20 protein-coding genes and 1 other annotated feature are annotated in these 22772 nt (G+C 43.9%); of the genes, 15 read left to right on the top strand and 5 right to left on the bottom strand.

Features of this window, described 5'->3' with window-relative positions; genetic code table 11:
- The first annotated feature begins 148 nt into the window (after window positions 1–148).
- The 10 genes from ffh to L1D21_RS03185 all read left to right on the top strand — a co-directional run bounded on the left by ffh (window position 149) and on the right by L1D21_RS03185 (window position 9949).
- Window positions 149–1522 (top strand): signal recognition particle protein, encoded by a 1374-nt coding sequence (gene ffh / locus L1D21_RS03140; RefSeq protein ID WP_239843768.1) that lies wholly within the window; start codon window positions 149–151, stop codon window positions 1520–1522.
- Window positions 1523–1726: 204 nt separating this feature from the next.
- Entirely contained in the window at window positions 1727–1978 is a 252-nt protein-coding gene (gene rpsP, locus L1D21_RS03145) for a 30S ribosomal protein S16 (protein WP_239843769.1), read from the top strand.
- Window positions 1979–1998: 20 nt separating this feature from the next.
- Window positions 1999–2529 carry a ribosome maturation factor RimM gene (gene rimM / locus L1D21_RS03150; RefSeq protein WP_239843770.1) on the top strand — a complete coding sequence of 177 codons (531 nt, stop codon included), beginning with the start codon at window positions 1999–2001 and terminating at the stop codon, window positions 2527–2529.
- Window positions 2530–2544: 15 nt separating this feature from the next.
- On the top strand, window positions 2545–3291 hold the full coding sequence (trmD, locus tag L1D21_RS03155; RefSeq protein WP_239843771.1) for a tRNA (guanosine(37)-N1)-methyltransferase TrmD: 747 nt from the start codon (window positions 2545–2547) through the stop codon (window positions 3289–3291).
- A 35-nt stretch (window positions 3292–3326) separates the two neighbouring features.
- On the top strand, window positions 3327–3677 hold the full coding sequence (rplS, locus tag L1D21_RS03160) for a 50S ribosomal protein L19 (RefSeq protein ID WP_028773138.1): 351 nt from the start codon (window positions 3327–3329) through the stop codon (window positions 3675–3677).
- A gap of 341 nt (window positions 3678–4018) precedes the next feature.
- Complete coding sequence (locus tag L1D21_RS03165; protein WP_239843772.1) at window positions 4019–5098, top strand: 3-deoxy-7-phosphoheptulonate synthase; 1080 nt, start codon at window positions 4019–4021, stop codon at window positions 5096–5098.
- 29 nt (window positions 5099–5127) lie between these two features.
- The gene (gene tyrA / locus L1D21_RS03170; RefSeq protein ID WP_239843773.1) at window positions 5128–6267 is read left to right on the top strand and encodes a bifunctional chorismate mutase/prephenate dehydrogenase; all 1140 of its coding nucleotides are present in this window, start codon (window positions 5128–5130) and stop codon (window positions 6265–6267) included.
- A 446-nt stretch (window positions 6268–6713) separates the two neighbouring features.
- Window positions 6714–8378, top strand: coding sequence for a hydroxylamine reductase (gene hcp / locus L1D21_RS03175; RefSeq protein ID WP_239843774.1), 1665 nt, complete (start codon window positions 6714–6716; stop codon window positions 8376–8378).
- Window positions 8379–8438: 60 nt separating this feature from the next.
- The gene (locus tag L1D21_RS03180) at window positions 8439–9503 is read left to right on the top strand and encodes a hybrid-cluster NAD(P)-dependent oxidoreductase (protein WP_239843775.1); all 1065 of its coding nucleotides are present in this window, start codon (window positions 8439–8441) and stop codon (window positions 9501–9503) included.
- Window positions 9504–9613: 110 nt separating this feature from the next.
- Entirely contained in the window at window positions 9614–9949 is a 336-nt protein-coding gene (locus tag L1D21_RS03185) for a hypothetical protein (RefSeq protein ID WP_239843776.1), read from the top strand.
- A 79-nt stretch (window positions 9950–10028) separates the two neighbouring features.
- On the opposite strand, the gene L1D21_RS03190 is transcribed toward L1D21_RS03185, so the two are convergent.
- On the bottom strand, window positions 10029–12002 hold the full coding sequence (locus L1D21_RS03190) for a chorismate mutase (protein WP_239843777.1): 1974 nt from the start codon (window positions 12000–12002) through the stop codon (window positions 10029–10031).
- A gap of 39 nt (window positions 12003–12041) precedes the next feature.
- Window positions 12042–12160, bottom strand: a sequence feature (Phe leader region).
- Window positions 12161–12910: 750 nt separating this feature from the next.
- Window positions 12911–13273 (bottom strand): ribosome-associated translation inhibitor RaiA, encoded by a 363-nt coding sequence (gene raiA / locus L1D21_RS03195; RefSeq protein WP_239843778.1) that lies wholly within the window; start codon window positions 13271–13273, stop codon window positions 12911–12913.
- Between the two features lie 277 nt (window positions 13274–13550).
- On the opposite strand from raiA, the gene L1D21_RS03200 reads away from it, so the two are divergent.
- Window positions 13551–14231: a cytochrome b/b6 domain-containing protein gene (locus L1D21_RS03200; protein WP_239843779.1), complete on the top strand. Its 681-nt coding sequence runs from the start codon at window positions 13551–13553 to the stop codon at window positions 14229–14231.
- A gap of 101 nt (window positions 14232–14332) precedes the next feature.
- Here L1D21_RS03200 and L1D21_RS03205 read toward each other — a convergent pair whose 3' ends face one another.
- Window positions 14333–14794 carry a cytochrome c gene (locus tag L1D21_RS03205; protein WP_239843780.1) on the bottom strand — a complete coding sequence of 154 codons (462 nt, stop codon included), beginning with the start codon at window positions 14792–14794 and terminating at the stop codon, window positions 14333–14335.
- Between the two features lie 238 nt (window positions 14795–15032).
- Here L1D21_RS03205 and trpR point away from each other — a divergent pair, with 238 nt between their 5' ends.
- Entirely contained in the window at window positions 15033–15311 is a 279-nt protein-coding gene (gene trpR, locus L1D21_RS03210) for a trp operon repressor (protein ID WP_239843781.1), read from the top strand.
- 206 nt (window positions 15312–15517) lie between these two features.
- On the opposite strand, the gene slyD is transcribed toward trpR, so the two are convergent.
- Window positions 15518–16138, bottom strand: coding sequence for a peptidylprolyl isomerase (slyD, locus tag L1D21_RS03215; RefSeq protein WP_239843782.1), 621 nt, complete (start codon window positions 16136–16138; stop codon window positions 15518–15520).
- 724 nt (window positions 16139–16862) lie between these two features.
- Between slyD and thrA the strand changes: the two genes are divergently transcribed.
- From thrA to thrC, 3 genes are read left to right on the top strand one after another with little or no spacing between them, the layout of a single operon-like run.
- On the top strand, window positions 16863–19331 hold the full coding sequence (gene thrA / locus L1D21_RS03220; protein WP_239843783.1) for a bifunctional aspartate kinase/homoserine dehydrogenase I: 2469 nt from the start codon (window positions 16863–16865) through the stop codon (window positions 19329–19331).
- Window positions 19328–20269, top strand: a complete 942-nt coding sequence (gene thrB / locus L1D21_RS03225) for a homoserine kinase (protein WP_239843784.1) — start codon at window positions 19328–19330, stop codon at window positions 20267–20269. The genes thrA and thrB overlap by 4 nt, the downstream gene beginning before the upstream one ends.
- Window positions 20270–20288: 19 nt before the next feature.
- Window positions 20289–21572, top strand: coding sequence for a threonine synthase (thrC, locus tag L1D21_RS03230; protein ID WP_239843785.1), 1284 nt, complete (start codon window positions 20289–20291; stop codon window positions 21570–21572).
- Window positions 21573–21906: 334 nt separating this feature from the next.
- Here the strand turns inward: thrC and nfo are convergent, their stop codons facing one another.
- Window positions 21907–22758 (bottom strand): deoxyribonuclease IV, encoded by an 852-nt coding sequence (gene nfo / locus L1D21_RS03235; RefSeq protein WP_239843786.1) that lies wholly within the window; start codon window positions 22756–22758, stop codon window positions 21907–21909.
- Window positions 22759–22772: the final 14 nt, after the last annotated feature.

A 22772-nucleotide genomic window follows, 5' to 3' on the forward strand; every position in this document is an offset into this window, starting at 1 on the left:
ATTAACCGTTTCTGAGCGTTAGTCCTAACTTTTGAAAATTAATATCGGTTCTCGACTAGGATTACTTTATACACGCGGTAGCATAATCTCTATGCATGGTTATAATACTGCCCAATCATCACCACTCTAAACGGTATAGAACGCAATAATGTTTGAGAACCTAACCGATAGATTATCACGTACCCTGAAGAACATCAGTGGTCGTGGTCGCTTAACTGAAGACAATATCAAAGAAACACTTCGCGAAGTGCGTATGGCGTTGCTAGAAGCGGATGTCGCTTTACCAGTTGTCCGTGCCTTTGTTAATAGCGTAAAAGAGCGTGCGGTAGGCCAAGAAGTTTCTAAAAGCTTAAGTCCAGGCCAAGCCTTTATTAAAATAGTACAGAGTGAGTTGGAAAACGCCATGGGCGAAGCCAACGAAGCACTGAATCTATCGGCGCAGCCACCTGCCGTTATCATGATGGCGGGTCTTCAGGGTGCAGGTAAAACTACCAGTGTTGCTAAACTGTCGAAATTTTTGCGTGAGCGTGAAAAGAAATCTGTCTTAGTGGTGAGTGCGGACGTTTATCGTCCTGCGGCAATCAAACAGCTTGAAACGTTAGCGGCAGAAGTGGAAGTCGAGTTCTTCCCATCAGATGTAAGTCAAAAGCCGATTGATATCGTTAATGCCGCGATGGCACACGCTAAGCTGAAATTTATCGATGTGGTGATTGTCGATACTGCAGGTCGCCTGCATGTCGATGAAGGCATGATGGACGAGATCAAAGATCTTCATGCCGCCGTTAAGCCAATTGAAACCCTATTTGTGGTCGATGCCATGACAGGTCAAGATGCCGCCAATACGGCAAAGGCCTTTAACGAAGCCTTGCCTTTGAGTGGTGTGGTGTTGACTAAAGTCGATGGTGATGCTCGTGGTGGTGCAGCGTTATCGATTCGTCATATCACAGGTAAACCGATTAAGTTCCTCGGTGTGGGTGAGAAAACCGATGCCCTTGAGCCTTTCCACCCTGATCGTGTTGCTTCTCGTATTCTCGGTATGGGCGATATGCTGTCGCTTATCGAAGAGGTCGAGCGTGGCGTCGATAAAGAAAAGGCGATGCAGCTGGCTTCTAAAGTGAAGAAGGGCGGTAGTTTCGATCTCGAAGATTTCCGCGAACAGCTACAGCAAATGAAAAACATGGGCGGCATGATGAACATGCTTGAAAAGCTGCCAGGTGTTGGACAATTACCTCCTGAAGCATTAGCACAAGTGCAAGATGGCAAGATGACCGGACAGATGGAAGCGATCATTAACTCGATGACACCTGGTGAGCGTAAGCGCCCTGAAATCATCAAGGGTTCACGCAAGCGTCGTATTGCTTTGGGTTCAGGTACCCAAATTCAAGATGTGAACCGTCTGTTGAAGCAGTTTACTCAGATGCAGAAAATGATGAAGAAAATGTCCGGTAAAGGTGGCATGAAAAAAATGATGCGTGGCATGAGTGGTATGTTGCCACCAGGGATGAAAATGCCGGGTCGTTAATCGTCTCATTTTTTAGAGAATTAGCTAAGCTCATAAAGGGTTTGTCACGCTTTATGAGCTTTCTTTTAAGCGTTAAAAAAGTTGCATTTGTCGCCGATTCAGGTAGAATCGTGCGGCTTTCTATCTGGGACTCTTCGCGAACACGGGGTTCCAGTTTTTATTTTTGCCCTATAAACGGGCAAATCATTAGAGGATAAAAGACGCATGGTTACCATTCGTTTAGCTCGAGGCGGCGCAAAAAAGCGTCCATTTTATAACATCGTTGTAGCTGATAGCCGCAACGCACGTGACGGTCGTTTCATCGAACGTGTTGGTTTCTTCAACCCACTAGCTCGTGGTCAAGAAGAAGCACTACGTTTAGACCTAGATCGTGTTGAGCACTGGGTTTCTAACGGTGCTGCTACTACTGAACGTGTAGCAAAACTGATCAAAGACGCTCGTAAAGCTGCTGCTTAATAGCGTTAAGGTATAGATTGATGAGTAGTCACCAAGACCCAGTCGTGCTAGGCAAATTAGGCTCAAGTCACGGCATTAAAGGTTGGTTGAAGATCACTAGCTATACCGATTCTGTCGAAGATATTTTTGACTATTCACCTTGGTTGATTAAAGAGCAAGGCGAATGGCGCGAAGTAAAGGTTGAACAGTGGCGTTTTCAGGGTAAAGCATTAATTGCGGCTCTGGAAAATGTAACGACTCGAGACCAAGCGCAAATGCTCACTAATTGTGAGATTGCGATTCCTGCTGAAGCGATGAAAGATCTGCCTGAAGACGAGTTCTACTGGCGTGATTTAATTGGTTGTGAAGTGGTGAATACTAAAGGTTATAACATGGGCAAGGTTGATCAGATCGTGGAAACAGGATCGAACGACGTGCTCTTAGTTAAAGCTAACGCGAAAGATGGCTTTGGCAAAACGGAACGTATGATTCCTTTTGTTACCGAGCAGTTCATCCTTGAGGTGAACCTATCGGATAAACAGATTTTAGTGGATTGGGATCCGGACTTCTAAGTCGAGGGGCAACAGATGTGGTTAGGGGTAGTAACCCTGTTTCCAGAGATGTTTCGTGCCGTAACAGACTTTGGTGTAACGGGTCGAGCCGTTAGCAACGGCTTACTGGAGTTGCAAACGTGGAATCCTCGTGATTTCACCCATGATAAACATCGTACCGTGGACGACAGGCCTTATGGCGGCGGACCGGGAATGTTAATGATGGTGCAACCTCTACGCGATGCTATCCATGCAGCGAAAGCCGCTGCGGGAGATAAAGCAAAGGTGATTTATCTGTCTCCTCAAGGACGCAAGCTGACTCAGCAAGGCGTCGAAGAGCTGGCTAAATCGGAGCGTTTGATTTTAGTGTGTGGTCGTTACGAAGGTATCGATGAACGCATTATTCAAACGGAAGTGGATGAAGAGTGGTCAATTGGAGATTACGTGCTTTCGGGCGGTGAACTTCCAGCGATGACTCTGATAGATTCGGTATCACGTTTGGTTCCAGGTGTACTTGGTAAACAAGCGTCAGCAGAGCAGGACTCCTTCTCTGATGGATTACTGGATTGTCCACATTACACTCGCCCTGAAAGCTTAGATGGCATCGATGTACCAGATGTGTTGCTTAGCGGTAACCACGAACATATTAGACGCTGGCGTCTACAGCAAAGTCTCGGAAGAACTTTACTGCGACGACCAGAATTATTTGAAAATCTAGCTCTGACTGACGAACAAACCAAGCTATTAGCCGAGTTTGTCGATACCGCCGATAAAGGCGAGTAACAACTGGTCAGTTATACCTAGTATGGAGTTTATTCATGAATAACATCATCAAAATGCTCAACGATGAGCAAATGAAGCAAGACGTACCAGAATTTGGTGCAGGTGACACTGTAGTTGTTAAAGTACGTGTTGTTGAAGGCGGTAAAGAGCGTCTACAGGCGTTTGAAGGCGTTGTAATCGCTAAGCGTAACCGTGGTTTGCACTCTGCATTCACCGTTCGCAAGATCTCTAATGGTGAAGGTGTAGAGCGTGCGTTCCAAACTCACAGCCCTATTATCTCTAGCATCGAAGTTAAGCGTCGCGGCCGTGTTCGTCGTGCTAAGCTTTACTATCTACGTGAGCGTTCAGGTAAGTCTGCACGTATCCGTGAGAAACTTGCTAAGTAAGAAATTACTTCAAGTAAAAAAAGATGCAGTGTTCGCACAAAAAACCGCCTTATGGCGGTTTTTTGTGTTTTAGGGCACTGAAAATCATCAAGCTCTATTGAAAACTGGACTTTCTCCAGCAATTCACATTTTATTAGCGCTATTGTTTAATTTGTGCTTGATCTGATCATCAAGCGCAGGCATAGTTATCACCATTGTAATGGTGTACTATTACGGGTGTGCACTCCTTATGTAAAGATGCAAATGCGGTTATGTCAGTCAGAGTTATTAATGACTATGATTGGTATAAATTAAATAATGGCTATAGTGAGTCAATAATTGAATTTAGGTTGGTAAAAGGTATGCAGCAAGACACAATCAATGACATTCATATTAGTGCAGAGCAGGTGTTGGTTACCCCTGCTGAGTTGAAACAACAATTTCCTCTGTCTGATGCTGCCTATCAATATGTGTTAAATGCACGCAAAACCGTGGCTGATATTGTGCATAAACGGGATAATCGTGTGTTGGTTGTGAGTGGCCCTTGCTCTATTCATGACATTGAGTCGGCAAAAGAATACGCACTTAAACTCAAGCAATTGCATGATGAACTACAAGATGAATTTTACATCTTGATGCGAGTTTACTTTGAAAAGCCACGTACTACCGTTGGCTGGAAAGGCATGATTAATGATCCTGATATGGATGAGTCTTTCGATGTCGAAAAGGGCTTGCGTATGGCACGTGAGCTAATGATCTGGCTAGCCGAGTTAGGTTTACCCGTTGCGACAGAAGCACTGGATCCGATCAGCCCTCAATACCTCTCAGAATTGGTCACTTGGTCAGCCATTGGAGCGCGTACTACTGAGTCACAAACTCACCGTGAAATGGCTTCTGGTTTATCTATGCCAGTTGGATTCAAGAACGGTACTGACGGCAAGCTGGCTGTTGCAATTAATGCTTTAGAGTCAGCAGCAAGCAGCCATAGATTTATGGGGATAAACCAGCAGGGTCAGGTAGCGTTATTACAAACGGCGGGAAATCCGGATGGCCATGTTATTTTACGTGGTGGCAAAAAGCCTAATTTCGATGCTGCCAGTGTGGCAGATTGTGAAAACCAGCTGCACGGTGCGAATTTAACAGCACGTTTGGTGGTCGATTGTAGTCATGGTAATTCATCGAAAGATCACAACAAGCAGCCTGTTGTTTGCCAAGATGTATTTAATCAAATTCAAAATGGCAATAAGTCGATTATTGGTGTGATGCTGGAAAGTCATCTTAATGCCGGTAATCAAAGTAGTAACAAGCCTTTATCTGAACTTGCTTATGGGGTCTCAGTTACCGATGCTTGTATCGACTGGCAAACGACCGAGCAATTGTTGCGTCACGGTGCAGAGCAACTAGCCTCTGTTTTACCAACAAGATTTGATATGCTCAATTAAAATAAATGCTTGATTGGTGGAAGCACTAAATGAATGAGAAAACCACAGAAGAGTTAGAGAAGTTACGCAGTCATATTGATAATGTCGATCAGCAGCTATTGCATTTATTGCGTAAACGTCTCGATCTTGTGGGACAAGTCGGTGCGGTCAAACACGCTGCGGGGGTACCGATTTATGCCCCTGAACGTGAAGCTTCCATGTTAGCTAAGCGCCGTGAAGAAGCGGTGCAGATGAATGTGTCGCCACAGCTGATTGAAGATATCTTACGTCGCTTGATGCGTGAATCTTATCTCAATGAGAAAGATGTGGGCTTTAAGCAAGTTAAAACCGATCTTGGGCCAGTTGTGATAGTGGGTGGTGACGGTAAGTTGGGCGGTTTATTTAGCCAGATGCTTAAGTTATCTGGTTATCAAGTTAAATCCTTGGATAAAGATGATTGGCAGCAAGCCGAAACTATTTTTGATGGTGCTGGTCTGGTGATTGTTACTGTGCCGATTAGCATCACTTGCGACTTAATCGCCAGTAAACTCACTAATTTACCTGAGTCTTGTATTTTAGCGGATTTAACCTCGATAAAAGCTGAACCTTTAGCGGCAATGCTCAGTGCTCATAACGGCCCTGTCGTTGGTTTACATCCAATGTTTGGGCCTGACGTTGGTAGTTTAGCTAAACAGGTTGTTGTGGTCTGTCATGGCCGAGACGCCGATAAGTACCAGTGGCTTCTTGAGCAGATTAAAATTTGGGGCGCTCGATTGGTTGAAGCGGACGCGACTAAACATGATAAAGCGATGCAGTTAGTGCAGGCGATGCGTCACTTCTCTTCGTTTGTTTATGGCTTAAACCTGTACCGAGAAGCCGCTGACATCGACAACTTGTTGCAATTTAGTTCGCCTATCTATCGTTTAGAGTTAGCCATGGTAGGGCGCTTGTTTGCTCAAAGTCCTGAGTTATATGCCGATATTATTTATGCTCAGCGCGAAAGCCTCACTGCGATTGGTGACTATTTAGAAAACTATACTCAAGCCTTAGAACTGCTTAAGTCAGGAGATCGACAAGGCTTTATCGACCAGTTTGAAGAGGTCGCAAATTGGTTTGGAGATTTTGCGCCACAGTTCCAGCGTGAAAGTCGTGCCATGTTGCAATCGGTTAATGATATGAAAACAGGCTAGTTTAATTTAATTTTATTTAATTTAATTTGTGTATCTTAAGACCAAGATGATGTTGATTCATCTTGGTCTTTTTATTTTAAAAAAGGCAATTTTTTAAATATTAAAAATCAATTAATAGTGCTTTTTTCATTATACCAATCAAAGTAAATTAGTGAACAGCCCGCTTTATAAAAGAATAGGCACAGGAAAAATTGTCGAGAACAAGGCATAGATTGCTGTAACTAGTTATTCTAATTACAAATTTTACAACACGGTTATCGGCGATTTTAACGAGTAAGAATGATCATACAATTACTGCGATTGGCATTACTTCAGCTTTCACTGATTTGATCTGCCTCATAGTTTGAGCCTTTAGATCACGAATTTTCTTTTGCAGAATTTTTTACCGCAGTAGACTCACCTAAAACATGCAAAAAATATACATGATTAAAAATAGGAGCGGTAATATGTTTTGTATTCAGTGTGAGCAAACGATTAGAACCCCAGTGGGCAATGGTTGCAGTTATGCTCAAGGTATGTGCGGTAAGTTGTCAGATACATCGGATCTACAGGACTTGTTGATCTATCTATTGCAAGGTGTTTCAGCTTATGCGGTTAAGTTACGGGAGTTTGAGTTCCTTGATAGTGAAGTGGATACCTTTGTTCCAAAAGCTTTTTTCTCTACGTTAACTAATGTGAACTTTGATGACGACAGACTCATTGACTATGTCAGGCAGGCTGAAAAATTACGTACCCGTTTGAAGCTCGCCTATGAGACTGCTTGTGAAAAAGCGGGTAAAGCAGTGGATAGTTTGATCCCCGCTGCGTCTCTTGTACTTGGTACATCTAAGCCAGAGCTGTTAGCGCAAGCATCCGTAGCGGCACCCAATCGCGGTAAGGAAGCCGTTAATGACGATATTATGGGTCTGAGATTGCTTTGCTTGTATGGTCTTAAAGGGGCGGCAGCTTACATGGAACATGCCAGAGTATTAGAGCAAACTGATGAAGATGTCGCTGCAAACTTCCATCAAATCATGGCATTTCTAGGGAGTGATTCGGAAGATGCCGATAAGTTGTTTGCTACGGCAATGGAAATCGGTCAATTGAATTATCGGGTTATGGCTATGCTTGATAAAGGAGAGACTGAAGCCTTTGGGCATCCAGAACCGACTGAAGTGAATACCGTTGCTGTAAAAGGTAAAGCTATCTTAGTATCCGGTCATGATATGAAAGATTTAGAGCTGATTTTACAACAGACAGAGGGTAAGGGAATTAATGTTTTCACTCACGGTGAAATGTTGCCTGCACTCGCTTATCCCGCATTCAAAAAATATCCTCATTTGGTGGGGAACTATGGTAGTGCTTGGCAGAATCAGCAGAAAGAGTTTGCTAATTTTCCTGGCGCAGTGGTGATGACTTCAAACTGCATTATCGATCCTAATGTAGGGGATTATGCTGACCGTATCTTCACCCGCAGTATTGTGGGCTGGCCTGGAGTGACTCATATTGTCGGTGATGACTTTGCTGCTGTGATTGATAAAGCACTGTCTCTTGATGGTTTTATTTACGATGAAATCCCGCATTTAATCACCATAGGTTTTGCGCGTAATGCCTTGATGGCTGCAGCTCCAGCAGTCGTCGAGAATGTTAAAAATGGTGCGATTAAGCATTTCTTCCTTATCGGTGGCTGTGATGGCGACAAGTCTGAGCGTAGCTACTTTACTGATATTGCTACCGCGGCACCAAAAGACTCCATTATTATGACATTAGGTTGTGGTAAGTATAAATTTAATAAGTTGGCTTTTGGTGAGATCAATGGCATTCCACGCTTGCTTGATATCGGCCAGTGTAACGACGCTTATTCGGCAATTCAGCTAGCGATTGCTCTTGCCGAGGTATTTGAGTGTGACATTAATGAGTTGCCATTAAGCTTGGTATTATCTTGGTTCGAGCAAAAGGCGATTGTTATCTTGCTGACCTTACTTTCTCTTGGGGTGAAGAACATTCGTACAGGCCCTTCAGCGCCAGCATTTCTTACTCCTAACTTACTGAAAACTCTTGAACAACAGTTTGGTTTACGCACTACTACAACGGTGGAAGCCGACCTAAACGCAATCTTGAGTGTTGCTTAATTTCCTCTAAACACCTGCTGTCTATTTTCAGCAGGTGTTGTCGTTTGGAGAATGCTATTTATGAATAATCAATGGCTGCAAGCCTCGGAGTGGCAGCGTGGCGAATGTCGTTTGATCTGTGTCGAGCGCTGGCAGGAAACTCACGATGTGACCAGTTTTCGTTTTCAGGCGGAAAAGCCAGTCAAGTTTAATTTTAAACCGGGGCAATTCATCACATTTCTATTGCATATTGATGATGAATCTGTGGCGCGAAGCTATACCATCTCCTCTTCTCCATCGCGGCCATTTTCCATCACAGTGACTATTAAGCGAATTGAGGGAGGTAAGGTATCTAACTACTTGATCGATCATTTGGCAGTCGGTCAGAGTGTGAAAGTTTTGGGGCCTGAGGGAGCCTTTAACTTGGTCGATATCGAAGCAGATAAATACCTGTTTTTGAGCGCCGGTAGTGGTATCACTCCGATGTTTTCTATGTCTCGCTGGCTGCTCGATACCGAAATGGGGAGTGATATTGCTTTTCTTCATAGTGCAAAGTCCTTAGATGATTTGATATTTAAACATCAATTAGCCACTATGGCGCAGCGACATTCAGGCTTTGAACTTAATTATCTTATTGAAAGTAAAGATTTACTTCAGGAGAGCAATTTTGCCAATGGACGAATCTCTTTGGCGAAGTTACAGCAGTTTGTGCCCGATTTTTTAACCCGCACGATTTTTGTTTGTGGTCCTGCGCCTTATATGCAGGCCGTTAATCACTTATTACAGCAAGCTGGTTTCGATATGAACCGCTTTCATCAGGAGAGTTTTGGCGAACCTACGACGAAACAGGCCATTATCGATAGAAATACAGATGTGGCGACACAGTCCTTTATGTTAACCGTTGGAGAAACTAATGTGGCGCTTAGCTCGGAACAGCCGCTATTAGAGGGCATTGAACAGCTTAAGTTACCGATTATTGCCGCATGCCGCTCAGGTGTTTGTGGTGCCTGCAAATGTAAGGTTACGGCAGGGAAGGTGGAGTCGACGAGTCAAATGACCTTAACCGCTGAGGAGATAGAGCAGGGGTATGTCCTGGCTTGTTCCAGCAAGTTAATATCCGATGTGACCCTGAGTCTTAATGGTTAAAATAGTGATATTAACCCGAGCTATTTGCGCAATCGGTTATCGCACAGTATGTTTATAATTATGCATGCTTGGCAATTAAGCCATGCTAACTTTGGCACGCTGGAACGTTTATGACACCTTTACCTTCTCAAAATGTTGTAATTGACGATCATAGTTTAGGGCATCTGCTATATGGAATGATGTTGGCGTTTCCGCTGTTTTTGTTGCCGCCCATTTTTGCCTTAGTGATTAATTGTGCTCAAAAGCATAATAAGATGAGCCAGCTACTTTATTCTCATATTCGCTGGCAGCGCTGGTCGATATTTACCTTGTTATCGGTGTTAGTGCTGGCCTATAGCGTGCCGACCTTTTGGTTAGGTATGGTGTTGGCCGTGGTGTCATTAACTTGGTTTTGTCATCGTACATTAAAAGGTTGGATGGCACTGATTGATGGCCACTGTATCTAAAAGGCAGAAACATTACTTGTTGAATAGCAAAGTGTTTAAATAAAAAAGAGGACTTAAGTCCTCTTTTTATTGGGTAAGATTAATCTCTATAGATCTCACTTAAACTCTGGCCGCTTATTGCAAGCTGCGCATTAAGTTCAACAGACTCATCCATTAATGACAAGATCACTCCGTCGGCATGTAAATGTTTAGCGGCAACCGCCTGAGCCTGCACGTTATTTATGGTGCAGGCGTAGCTGGTATTAACGATAATGGGCAGGTGACTGAGAGATTTTATGGTCACAATAGCCGCTAAATCTAAAGTGGGTTTAAGTGTTTCATTAAAGGTTCGAATCCCTGATTCACACAAGATCAGCTGCTGATTACCTTGGGCGAGAATGCTCTCTGCAGCATCGAGTAGTTCATCGACACTGGCCATGGTATTTCGCTCTAAAATTACCGGCATATGTAGTGAGCCAACTTGCTGTAATAACGAGGCATTGTGCATCTGTTTTCCGCTGACAAACAATAAATCGCCTTGTTCTGTGGCCAGTTTCAACTCGGCCTCATGTTCGATATTCACCACACAAGCCAAATCGAATTGATGTAAGGCTCGCTTCATTTCTTGCAATAATGCTTCGGCATCTGGCACATCATTTAAACCACAAACGACTACCGCTTGGAAACCTGACTCTTTGATTTGTTTAGCCAACTGGCTATAGCTGGCGGTATCTGTGCTTAATTGTAGTTGTGCCAGCGCACCAAACTGGGTATCACCGATACTTAAATGTGCATAACTCACCTGAGTAGGTTGAGACTTTTGACTTAAGCTGACTCGCTGTAGTGGGGCTTTATTATCTTCAGCTTGTGCAACCACACGGCTGGTGTTGGGCTCAATCATTAATTGACTGTGGCTTAGTTGGGTTGGGCTGACTGTTTCACAGGGATAGCAGCCGAGCACCTTTATGAAGCGAGTAATACGCTCCAGTTCTTTTAATGCCTTTTGCATCGCTTCGCTGGAGAGGTTAGCATCCAAGTCGAGATAAAACATCTCTTCCCACGGCGTTCCTGGGATTGGACGTGACTCCAGCTTACTCATGTTGAGGTTATGTGCTTTCAGAACCAATAGTGCTTCAACTAAGGCACCAGGTTTTTGGCCTGTCGCCATAATGAGCGTACATTTTGCGGGTAATTGTTCTGGCACCGCAATCGCTTTACGTGCGACAACAATGAAGCGGCTTTGATTGATTTTTTGGTTGGCCAGTTCTTTCTCAATTGCTTCAAGCTGATAAAGGGCTCCGCCCTCGGCGCTACCAATCGCTGCCACACCGATATCATCACTTTCGAGCACTCTTTCCATTGCCTCGGCGCTGCTAGAACAGTATTCGAGCTTGAGCTGAGGATGTTGGCTTAGGAAGCGGCTACATTGGCTAATGGGTTGCGGATGGGCATAAACGGTTTTTATCTGCTTAAGTTGTGCGCCAGCTTTGCCAAGTAAACAGTGGCCTACTTCGATGGTAGTTTCGCCCACAATGGCGAGACTGGTATGTTGCAATACATCATAGACTTCGTTGATTGAGCCCGAAGAGGTGTTTTCTATGGGTAAAAATCCATAATCCGCGTGGCCTGACTCTACCGATTGCACTATCTCATCAAAACTCTTGCAGCCAAGATCTTGCATCACTACATTGCGTCTGTCGCAGTAACGGCTGGCGGCGAGATAAGAGTACGAGCCTCGAGCACCTAGGTAAGCGATATTGTATTGTTGTTTTTGCAGATCGGGATTAGCACGATTTTGTAGATAGGCTTGCTGATTGAGGACTGAGTCTTCGATGATGCTTTGGTAGAGTGATAAAACGTAATGCGCATCTAAGCCTTGTTCGCGCCCTTGTTTGACTAATCTTGCCAGTAACTCTTTTTCTCGTTGAGTATCTCGGATAGGGCGAATATCGACCTCTTTACTGCGTGCAACATCTAAACTGAGATCGCGTCTTTTAGCCAACAGGGCGAGGAGTTCATTATCCAGTGCGGTGATCGCTTCCCGAGTTTGATTTAGGGGATGTGGTTTGCTCATGTTGTCCTCTGTTACTGAACTTAATATCTAATTGCTCAAAATGAAAAAGCCCCCCTAATGGGAGGCTTTGGAATTTTTACTTTCGTTTTTACACCGAAATTCCGCCTCCCTAGAAGGGTGGAATAAAAAAGAAAGTAAAAAAAGCGGTGCTTTGAATTTTCATAGGCTTCAAAGTAGAACGCAGGCTGTTGAGTGTCAATCAAAACTTGGCAGTAGGTGGATTTATTTTGTAGCACCATGAAAAAGCGCATCTTAAACGATGCGCTTAGTTGCTGCTATATATGATGTTCAAACTCGACATGCTCTCCTATCAATATTGGAATGGCGGAGTGTGTTGGTATCACTCGATATTCCCATTGTTAATGAGGCGGCGTTGCTATTACGTTAGCGAGGTTCCAGTGTATTTTGTGGTGCATCTTTACTGGGTATTTTGCCGCCTTTAGCGTCTTAATGTTTCATTATGCAAGTGTGGTTTTCTCCTCGTTGAATTCATTTTACTCTTGGTTATCGGGACATCTATTTATGCGATAACCTCTTTCACTGAGGGACGACTGCTTGTTTAGCTCGTTAGCTTATTCCTTTGATTGTATAAACTCGAAAGGCGATGTCAGTCGTGACGGTTTTAACGTAACTGCAAATTGAGATTAAGTTTGTTCTCCAACGCTGAGTTAATAGGGTTACCGATAAAAATGGCGTCTGAATTAAGTATAACAAGGGGTGGCAACATCGCTAGCTTGTAAGCTAAATTCCTTCGGCTTATTTAGCCTGAATAGGATGATATTGCTGCCTCCCCCTTTAAAACGATATTGATATCGGTGTTTTCTTGCTGCTAGATGATATGAGCTAATTTATTAGCGATTTTCCTTGTGATGAGTAAGGACCGTTTTGCATCATCTAGGTTGAACTCGTTATGCGACGTATTCCTCTTCGAAGTCGTCATCGATGTCATCGTTAATCGCTTGTTCTTGATATGCTGGTGCCGTTCTTCGAGAACCTTCAGCCTTGTTGTTTAAGCGATTGAGTTGTTTCTCTAATTTCTGTCCTAAAGCATTAATCGCAGCATATAAATCGTTGTCTGTTGCTTGTGCGAAAAGCGTGTTACTTGGAATACCTACTGAAGCTTCAATCTTAAACCCTTGCTTCTCCTGGGTGATAATGACATGTGGGTTGATTAACTGAATATCGTGTCTGCTAAGTTTCTCCAAGCGGCTCTCAATACGTTCGCGGATAGGGGCGGTGACGTCGAAATCTTTGCTGGTAATCTTTGTCATATATCTAACCTTCTTTTGCTTTCTTGACTTCAGATTACCAATTTATACCCGATAATTTGTGATCTGTATCATGTTATTTATGGCTAAGTTGTCTGTTTGGTGTTTATTTGACCCCTTAGACATTTTTGCATATTAAAGCTCGAATTTGGCTTGTGTTCAGATAAATTTCGGCTCATATTTGATTAGATAACTCTGCAGTGATAAATCTATTTGCCTCGTCGTAGTGCTTCAAATATCATCATCATTATTATCTTCTACTGTTGTTTGAGAGAGACTGATGCCCACCGAAAGTTTGGATGTAACGAGTAAGAAAATAAAAGTGTGGGATCTGCCGACCCGTCTTTTTCATTGGAGCATGGTGTGCTTGTTAGGCCTGTTGTGGTGGAGTGCTGAGGAAGGGGAGATGCTATGGCATCAAATTTTTGCCTATAGTTTAATCGTATTGATTTTGTTCCGCTTAGTGTGGGGGGTTATCGGGAGTGATACGGCACGCTTTACTCACTTCATCAAATCACCCAAAGAAGTGCTGCAATATCTAAAGCAACGTAAAAAATCGACTATTGGCCATAATCCTCTCGGAGGTTATATGGTCATTACTTTAATTGTTGTGATGCTATTTCAGTTTATCAGTGGATTATTTGCCACCGACGATGTGTTCACCGAAGGCCCTTTGTATAGTTATGTTAGCGACAGTGTCAGTAGCACGTTAACTTCGCTACATAAATTGAATTTCGACCTGATTATTGCCTTAGCCACTATGCATATCTTAGCGGTGATCATACATGGTATTAAAGGTGACAAATTGGTCGGGGCCATGATCACCGGCCATAAATATGTTGCTGATGATATTCAGCAACAACTGAATTTCAGATCGAATCTGTTGGCTTTTGTGTTGATATGTCTTTTGGCTGGTGTAGTGGCTAACTATCTGATTTTACCATTAACAGCCATGCTGTAATTGGTCGGTGAGATATTGAATAGAAGGTTAGCGGTACGTATCGTGCCGCTAACCTTTTTGCTTTTCACTCGCTTTATAAAAATTTAAATCTTTATAAAAACTTAGTCAGCTTTATAAACGTCATGGCAACCTTTGCAGCTTTTGCCAGTATTCATAAATGCCGCTTTAATCGCATCTTGGTCATCTGATTGAGCAACTACAGCCAGTTTCGCTGCGTTGTCTTGAAAAGTCGCCATCTTGCTATCGAAATCAGCTTTATCTGTCCAGATTTTTGCTAGTGCTTCGGTATCACCTTTATCAGAACCTTCAATAAAGCCTTCAGCAGGGATCAAGCTAAGTGCAGACACGTTTTGAGCACGTTGAGCGAATACTTTTGCATCAAAAGGCTTTTTACCTTTTAACATGTCGGCCATATCGCCAAAGTTATGTGCAATTAGGCCGTATGCGGCTTGGCGGTAGTGAATTGCATCATCACTGTCTTTAAAGTTGTTTGCCTGTACTGCAGCAGTGAGTAGGGCGCTACCGGTTAGGGCTAGTAGGCTTAGCTTAATCTTATTCTTCATCTGGCTTATTCTCACGAATTTAGTTGTTGTGTGATCTGGCACAAATATTCTAATCATAATTAACCATCAGATACTAATGATTTTTCGGAAAAGTTTTGTCAGACAATGTTGCAAAATGTGTATTGTTTCTGATAGAGACAGATTCCTCTAACTGGTTAGAGGAAAAGGCTGTTATAGCATTAGCTTAAGGTTTGTTGGTACACTAACTGTAATGGTAAGTAATTACTAAGAGGCACAAGTGCGAGCAAATTGGGATTTAGTTTTAGAGAAGGTAGTAGCGCATCAAGATCATGCAGCGTTAATCGATCTATTTGAACTTTTACTGACAGAAGAGGAGCGCAGTGCGATTGCAGGGCGTTTGAAAGTGTTTCAAGCATTATTGCAAGCAGATATGAGCCAGAGGCAGATTGCTGCTGAGTTTGAAATTAGTATTGCAACGATCACCCGTTGCTCTAATTATTTAAAACATATGTCCACTCAACAGCGTGAGAAAATCAAAAATCTCATTTTAGAATGAGGCGATTACCTCTTTGTCGTACCACGGTGTAGAAAAATTTGTAGTTAACGTTCTTTTGTCGTTAAAATTTTTTGTAGTTAACGTTCTATATTGAATAACGTTATAGTAAACAGTGAGGCCAGGCGGCTTGATTTAGTCAATCAAAAAGCTGACAACTTAATATAAGATTGTCAGCTTTAATTTAGCCTAGAGTGTTTGGTTAGTGATTAGTGGCGACAGCCACATCCACCGTTACCATCACAACCTTCTTTCGCTTCTTTGTCACTATCATGGCTGCAACATCCACCTTCATGGTTATGGCTATGACCTTCGCCGCCACAACAGCCACCTTCGTGATGATGCTCGTGACCACCGCAACTACCACCGGCATGGATATGACCATGAGCGATCTCTTCTTCAGTTGCGTCGCGTACAGTCAATACTTCTACAGTAAAGTTCAGGCTCTGGCCTGCTAGCGGGTGATTACCGTCTACAACCACAACATCATCTTTTACTTCGGTGACTTGAACTGGACGTTGCCCCATTTCTGTTTCAGCGATAAAGCGCATACCTGGTACGATATCTTCGATATCACCAAATGCTGAAAGTGGAACATCTTGGCGAAGCCCATCATGATAAGCGCCATAAGCTTGTTCTGCTTCGACAGTAACCTCTAACTTGTCGCCAGCAGATTTACCTTCTAAGGCTGCTTCAAGACCTGGGATCATGTTTTCAGCACCGTGAAGATAGATCATCGGTTCACCTTCAAATGAACTCTCAATTAATTCACCTTGCTGGTTTTCTAAACGGTAATGGATGCTAACCGCTTTATGTTGGGTGATTGTCATATCGCCTCCAATTCAGAATGTGGCGGCATTTTAGCTTGCTTTTAAGAGCTTGGCGATGACCTAGCTCAGCTTCTTGAAGGAAATATTTGTAAAAATCATTGTTTGCTAAATTGCTAACAAAATGACCTTGTGTGGTTTGAATCCGCTTCTTAAGGTAAATACTGAATTTAATTTCATAATTTATAAGAAAATATGCTGAGCGGTATGATGAAAATATTTAGCTAAATAATGTGGTTTTAGTGAGTTGAATATGTAAGTTTGTTCAAGCACTTATTTTGTTAGCTTTGTGTTTTTTTACTAAATACTTCATTACTAATCGATTGTAATAAAAGTAGTTTGTTGGTTTTTGTGCTTACGTTAACGTAAGCGGTTGTTATATGTATATGCTTAGAGGGGCAATTCAGTAAGGCTATTAAGTTGTTTTATAGTTGTTTGGTAGGCTATCTGGAACCAATGGAATATTTTGATCAAAAGAGAAAATAGGGGCTTGACATTTGGCTACAAAAAAAGCAATTCTGTTATCCATTGAATCAGATAGATGACGAATAACGAATTATTATGTTTGGCCTCAACTTTGTAATGACCACCATTATTACAACCACCACGATTATTAGCGTGGGGGCAGGCTGAATATACACTAAATTTAATATGTATTAATCAAGCCCGCTCCCCAACAAGGAGCGGGTTTTTTGTTTCTAAGGGTGCGCGGTACAAGGAGATTATGATGAAAGTGATGAAGTTTGGTGGTACCTCGCTTGCCAATTGGCAGCGTTTTAGCAGCGCCGCCGATATCGTTGTTCAAAGTGCTGAGCAAGAACAAGTAGCAGTGGTATTGTCGGCTCCGGCCACGGTGACCAATAGCTTACTTGAGATGGTCGACTTAGCGGTTGCTGGTGAGTCGTTTTCTGCGGTACTGGCGCATGTGAAGCAAGTGTTTAATGAGCTATTCAGCCATGCCGTCAGCGCCTATTTAAACGAGCAACAACGACAACTGTTGCAGCAAGTCTTAGAGGCGCAGCTTTCACTGTGGCAGGACAAGTTGCAAGGCATCGTGTTATTGGGAGAGTGTCCCGATTATGTACGGGCTGAAATCGTGGTCGGCGGTGAGAAAATGTCGGCAGCCTTGATGGAACAGTTAATGCTGAGCAGACAATTATCCGCTAAGCAATTAGTGCCTCAGGCGCTTTTTATTGCCTCAGGTGAAGTGCTTGAGTCTGTGGTTGATATTCACGCCAGTAAACAAAATTTCGCTGCATTAGCCCTCGATTCTCAACGGATTTGGGTAATGCCCGGTTTTACCGCTGGTGATAAGCATGGCCGTATCGTGACCCTTGGGCGTAACGGTTCTGATTATTCGGCAGCGGTCTTGTCGGCTTGTATCGATGCCAGCTGCTGTGAGATCTGGACCGATGTCGATGGCGTTTATAATACCGACCCTCGAGTCGTAACCGATGCCAAGCTGCTGACTCAATTGAGTTATCAGGAAGCGATGGAACTGTCTTATTTTGGCGCTAAAGTATTGCACCCTAAGACAATATCGCCTATCGCTCAGTATCATATTCCTTGCTATATCCGTAACAGTTTTAACCCAGATGCTCCTGGTACCTTAGTCTCAAATCAAGCCGATGAAACCGGGTTGAATGTCAAAGCGATTTCTAATCTCGATGACCAAACCATGTTTGATATTGCAGGTCCTGGGATGAAAGGCATGGTTGGTATGGCCAGTCGTATCTTAGGAGCCATCTCTCGCTCAGGCGTTTCGGTGTCCTTGATCACCCAGAGCTCTTCTGAATACAGCATCAGTTTCTGTGTGGCGACGCAAGATGCCGATAAAGTGCGTGCGGCATTAGAGTTGGAATTTGAGCTTGAACTTAAGAGCGATATTCTCGAAGAGATAGAGATGCGTCATAGCCTCGCTATCGTATCCTTAATAGGTGATGGTATGCGTACCCACAAAGGGGTCGCGGGCAAATTTTTCCAAGCTTTAGCACAAGCGAACGTAAATATTGTTGCGATTGCGCAAGGCTCGTCAGAGCGTTCTATCTCTGCGGTTATCGAGTTGCGTAAGACTAAGCATGCGATCGCCGCATGTCATCAAAGTTTCTTTGATGTGCAGCATTATTTAGATGTGTTCTTGGTCGGTTGTGGCAATGTCGGTGCCGGCTTGTTAGAGCAGATTAAGCAGCAATCTGAGATGCTCAAAGCGCAGCATATTACCATTCGAGTCTGCGGTATTGCCAATTCACAACGTATGTTGCTCGATGCTCAAGGAGTCGATCTTAATCAGTGGCAGGGTCGTTTTAGCGATTCACCACAAGCCTTAGATCTCGATAAGATGTTGGCTTGGGCTAAAGATCAGCAATTGCTGAATCCTGTGCTGGTGGATTGCACCTCGAGCGAACGAGTATCTGACAAATATTTAGATGTGATGAACGCGGGTTTACATGTCGTGACACCAAATAAGAAGGCCAACACTCGTGATCTGGATTATTATCGAGCATTGCGTCAAACGGCTTTGACTCAACGCCGTCAGTTCCTCTATGAAACGACAGTTGGTGCGGGATTGCCTGTGATAGATAACCTTAAAAAGCTGTTGTTTGCCGGTGATAAATTGCAGAGGTTTAATGGTATTTTATCGGGATCTCTTTCTTATATCTTTGGCATGTTAGATGAAGGGATGACACTTTCGGAAGCCACAAAAATTGCCCGTGAAAAGTGTTTTACTGAGCCCGATCCTCGAGATGATTTGAGCGGTATGGATGTGGCGCGTAAGGTGTTAATTCTTGCCCGTGAAGTTGGAATGGAGATTGAGCTTAGCGACATCAAAGTCGAGTCGGTACTGCCTGCACATTTCGATGCCTCTGGTGATGTAGAATCTTTTATGAATAACTTGCCACAATTAGATGCAGAAATTGCCAATCAGATCGCTAATGCCAAAGCAAATGGTAAGGTATTGCGTTATGTAGGACAGATTGACGAGCAAGGTTGCCGAGTCAGAATTGCTGAAGTGGATGCCAGCGATCCGCTCTATAGTGTTAAAGGCGGCGAAAATGCGTTGGCCTTCTATAGCCGTTATTATCAACCCATTCCGTTTGTATTGCGTGGTTATGGTGCGGGGACTGATGTCACTGCGGCAGGTGCCTTTGCCGATTTACTTAGAACCCTAAACTGGACTCGTGAGGTAGGTTTATGAGCATGACCGTATACGCTCCTGCATCAATGGGGAATGTGGGTGTCGGTTTTGACCTGCTCGGTGCGGCATTAGCTCCAATTGATGGTAGTTTGCTGGGGGACCGTGTCAGTATCGAAGCTGCCCCATCGGGGATCCATTTGTCGCTGGCAGGAGCTTGGGCCAATAAACTGCCGACAGATCCACAACAAAATATTGTCTATCAATGTGCACAATTTTTCTTAGCAGAACTTGGTCGTGATGATGGTGTTGCGATGACGCTAGAGAAAAACCTGCCAGTGGGGAGTGGGCTGGGTTCAAGTGCCTCTTCTGTGGTGGCTGCCTTATATGCGCTTAATGAACACTTTGATCGTCCTTATGATGAGCAAGCCTTGCTAAGGTTAATGGGCGAATTTGAAGGCAAGATCAGTGGCTCAGTACATTATGACAACGTGGCTCCCTGTTATTTAGGGGGAATGCAGTTGATGCTCGATACGCCGGTTTCGGTATGTGAAGGCTTACCAGTATTCACCTCTTGGTATTGGGTTGTAGCTTATCCAGGCATTTCATTATCGACTGCCAAGATGCGCGCCTTGTTACCCGATGTTTATGATAAATCTGTTGCTATTGATTTTGGTCGTTATCTAAGTGCATTTGTCCACGCTAGTTACAAGCAAGACAGTGAATTAGCGATTGCTGTATTAAAAGATGTTCTCGCCGAGCCTTACAGAGCCAGCGAGATCCCAGGGTATGAGCAGGCGCGAAGTGGGTTAGCAGAACTTGGCATGTTAACCACTGGTATTTCCGGCAGCGGTCCAACGCTATTTTCGGTTACCGATTCGTTAGCAACCGCAGAGGCAGCGCAGGCATGGCTAGACAAAAATTATGTTGAAGCGGGCATCGGTTTTTCTCATATCTGTCAGATTGATACTCAAGGCACTCGTCGAGTGGACTGTGAATAAAATAAATTAAGGCGTAAAAATGGAATTATATAATTTAAAGCATCCTGACCAAAAAGTGAGTTTTACCGAGGCGGTCAAGCTAGGTTTAGGCCGTGATAGAGGCTTATTTTTCCCAACAGTGATCCCTGTGTTGGATGATGTTGAAGCCTTGCTAGCCATGCCGTTTGTTGAGCGTTCGAAACATGTTCTAGGAGCTTGGCTTGCTCAGGAGTTAGGCCAAGAAATGGTTGATAGCTTGGTTGAAAAAGCATTTAATTTCGATCTGCCATTAGTGAAGGCCGACGATAAACGATACTGCTTAGAGCTGTTTCACGGACCGACCTTAGCTTTTAAAGATTTTGGTGCACGCTTTATGGCGCAGTGTCTTAACAGCTTGGCGACTGAAGATAAGATCACTATTCTTACCGCAACATCGGGCGATACTGGCGCTGCCGTTGCCGATGCGTTTTATGGCTTAGATAAAATCCAAGTGGTGGTGATGTATCCACAAGGCAAAATCAGTCTGTTGCAGGAAAAAATGTTTACCACACTCGGGGAAAACATTCATACGGTCGCCGTAGAGTCTGATTTCGATGCTTGTCAGGATTTGGTTAAGGCCGCGTTTGAAGATGCTGATGTTCGTGATGGCCTTCATCTTAACTCAGCCAATTCAATCAATATCAGTCGCTTACTGGCGCAAATTTGTTATTACTTCGAGGCAGTGGCTCAATTTAAGCGTGAGCATAAAGGCGACCCTGTGATAGCGGTTCCAAGTGGTAACTTCGGTAATTTAACTGCAGGGTTATTTGCTAAAGCGATGGGCTTGCCGATAAAACGCTTTGTGGCGGCCACCAATAGTAATGATACCGTGCCACGTTATTTAACCGATGGACAATGGCAGCCTCATAAAACCGTGGCAACCATGTCCAATGCGATGGATGTGGCCGAGCCCAGTAATTGGCCAAGAGTGGAAGCCATAGTTGAGGCAATGGGCTGGGAGCTCAATGCCATTACAGGTGTGGCGCTGTCAGAGGCTGATACCGACAAGGCATTAAAGCAGCTGCAGCAAGGTGGTTACCTTTCAGAGCCTCATGCAGCCATTGCCGCAGAAGCTTTATCTTTGACTATGAATCATGACGAGCAGGGGATTTTCCTTGGTACGGCGCATCCGGCGAAATTTAAAGATGTGGTTGAATCTGTGTTAGGCATTGAATTACCTTTGCCTGCAGAACTACAAGCGGTAGCAGATAAACCCATTTTATCTGTGGCGATGCAACCTAGCTTTAGTGCTTTAAAAGCCCATTTGCTGGCGACCTTGGGATAAGTTTTCTTATATTAACCTGAGCTCTGGATAGGCAGAGCCGCTGAATAGGCATCTTTGCGTGCCTCTCTGCGTTGCCCTGCCTAACCATAGCTTACTATGGTGTATGACAGAGCGCCTTGATATGCTCAAAAATCTGCGCATTCAGTCAGGAAATAGACTTTCTTTTCGAACTAATCCTTTATAGCTAATTGAATTAGCTTGTTAAAGTTAGGTTTTCCGACACTCGTTATCGCGAGTTCAGGTTATATTAGGAACCTGCCTTTCCTAGCCTCAATAAATAAAGCCAAGAACAGTGTTTCTTGGCTTTTTATTGCTATTCAAATTATTACTGGATTTATTTCGCCTGACTGCGTAGCCAGTTGATCTCATGTGGCCATATTTCGGGCTCAATGGTTTCTAATATCAGCGGGATCCCTCGGCTTGCTGGCAACTGCATAATAAAGCTAAAAGCCGCTTTGCCAATATAGCCAGCGCCAAGAGAGTGATGCCTATCAACCCGACTATTTAGTGGGGTTTTGCTGTCGTTAAGGTGCATAGCTTTGAGATATTGATAGCCGACGACGTTATCAAACTCATTAAAGCTGGCTTCACAGGCATCATGGCTGGTTAAGTCATAACCTGCGGCGAACATATGGCAGGTATCAATACACACGCCAACTCGAGTTTTGTCTTCAACTTTATCGATGATTTGTGCCAGTTGCTCGAAACTATGGCCGAGGTTGGAGCCCTGACCGGCGGTATTTTCGATGATAGCACTCACCCCCTGAGTTTTATCGAGGGCTAAATTTATCGACTCACTGATCCGGCTTAGGCATTCATCTATGGGGATCTGCTTCAGGTGACTTCCAGGGTGAAAGTTAAGCAGGCTTAAGCCTATCTGTTCACAGCGCTGCATCTCGTCGAGAAAGGCTTCTCTTGAACGGGCTAATTGACTCTCATCTGGGTGGCCTAAATTTATCAAGTAGCTGTCGTGGGGCAATATGGCGTTAGCGGCGATGTTGGCGTCATTACAATGCTGTTTAAAAGCGTTTATCTGCTTAGGGCAAAGTGGGGCGGCTTGCCAGCGGCGCTGGTTTTTGGTGAATAAGGCAAAGGCATTAGCACCAATTTTTTGGGCATTGAGCGGCGCATTAGCTATGCCGCCCGAAGCACTTACATGAGCGCCGATTAGATGATCTTGCAGCATTGTGTTCCTTAGAT

Source organism: Shewanella sp. Isolate11 (assembly GCF_022398315.1).
GTDB lineage: Bacteria > Pseudomonadota > Gammaproteobacteria > Enterobacterales > Shewanellaceae > Shewanella.

What these genes read in the sequence shown, in the direction of transcription:
- ffh (WP_239843768.1), top strand. Translation starts at nt 149, where the DNA reads ATGTTTGAGAACCTAACCGATAGATTATCACGTACCCTGAAGAACATC.
- rpsP (WP_239843769.1), top strand. Translation starts at nt 1,727, where the DNA reads ATGGTTACCATTCGTTTAGCTCGAGGCGGCGCAAAAAAGCGTCCATTT.
- rimM (WP_239843770.1), top strand. Translation starts at nt 1,999, where the DNA reads ATGAGTAGTCACCAAGACCCAGTCGTGCTAGGCAAATTAGGCTCAAGT.
- trmD (WP_239843771.1), top strand. Translation starts at nt 2,545, where the DNA reads ATGTGGTTAGGGGTAGTAACCCTGTTTCCAGAGATGTTTCGTGCCGTA.
- rplS (WP_028773138.1), top strand. Translation starts at nt 3,327, where the DNA reads ATGAATAACATCATCAAAATGCTCAACGATGAGCAAATGAAGCAAGAC.
- L1D21_RS03165 (WP_239843772.1), top strand. Translation starts at nt 4,019, where the DNA reads ATGCAGCAAGACACAATCAATGACATTCATATTAGTGCAGAGCAGGTG.
- tyrA (WP_239843773.1), top strand. Translation starts at nt 5,128, where the DNA reads ATGAATGAGAAAACCACAGAAGAGTTAGAGAAGTTACGCAGTCATATT.
- hcp (WP_239843774.1), top strand. Translation starts at nt 6,714, where the DNA reads ATGTTTTGTATTCAGTGTGAGCAAACGATTAGAACCCCAGTGGGCAAT.
- L1D21_RS03180 (WP_239843775.1), top strand. Translation starts at nt 8,439, where the DNA reads ATGAATAATCAATGGCTGCAAGCCTCGGAGTGGCAGCGTGGCGAATGT.
- L1D21_RS03185 (WP_239843776.1), top strand. Translation starts at nt 9,614, where the DNA reads ATGACACCTTTACCTTCTCAAAATGTTGTAATTGACGATCATAGTTTA.
- L1D21_RS03190 (WP_239843777.1), bottom strand. Translation starts at nt 12,002, where the DNA reads ATGAGCAAACCACATCCCCTAAATCAAACTCGGGAAGCGATCACCGCA.
- raiA (WP_239843778.1), bottom strand. Translation starts at nt 13,273, where the DNA reads ATGACAAAGATTACCAGCAAAGATTTCGACGTCACCGCCCCTATCCGC.
- L1D21_RS03200 (WP_239843779.1), top strand. Translation starts at nt 13,551, where the DNA reads ATGCCCACCGAAAGTTTGGATGTAACGAGTAAGAAAATAAAAGTGTGG.
- L1D21_RS03205 (WP_239843780.1), bottom strand. Translation starts at nt 14,794, where the DNA reads ATGAAGAATAAGATTAAGCTAAGCCTACTAGCCCTAACCGGTAGCGCC.
- slyD (WP_239843782.1), bottom strand. Translation starts at nt 16,138, where the DNA reads ATGACAATCACCCAACATAAAGCGGTTAGCATCCATTACCGTTTAGAA.
- thrA (WP_239843783.1), top strand. Translation starts at nt 16,863, where the DNA reads ATGAAAGTGATGAAGTTTGGTGGTACCTCGCTTGCCAATTGGCAGCGT.
- thrB (WP_239843784.1), top strand. Translation starts at nt 19,328, where the DNA reads ATGAGCATGACCGTATACGCTCCTGCATCAATGGGGAATGTGGGTGTC.
- thrC (WP_239843785.1), top strand. Translation starts at nt 20,289, where the DNA reads ATGGAATTATATAATTTAAAGCATCCTGACCAAAAAGTGAGTTTTACC.
- nfo (WP_239843786.1), bottom strand. Translation starts at nt 22,758, where the DNA reads ATGCTGCAAGATCATCTAATCGGCGCTCATGTAAGTGCTTCGGGCGGC.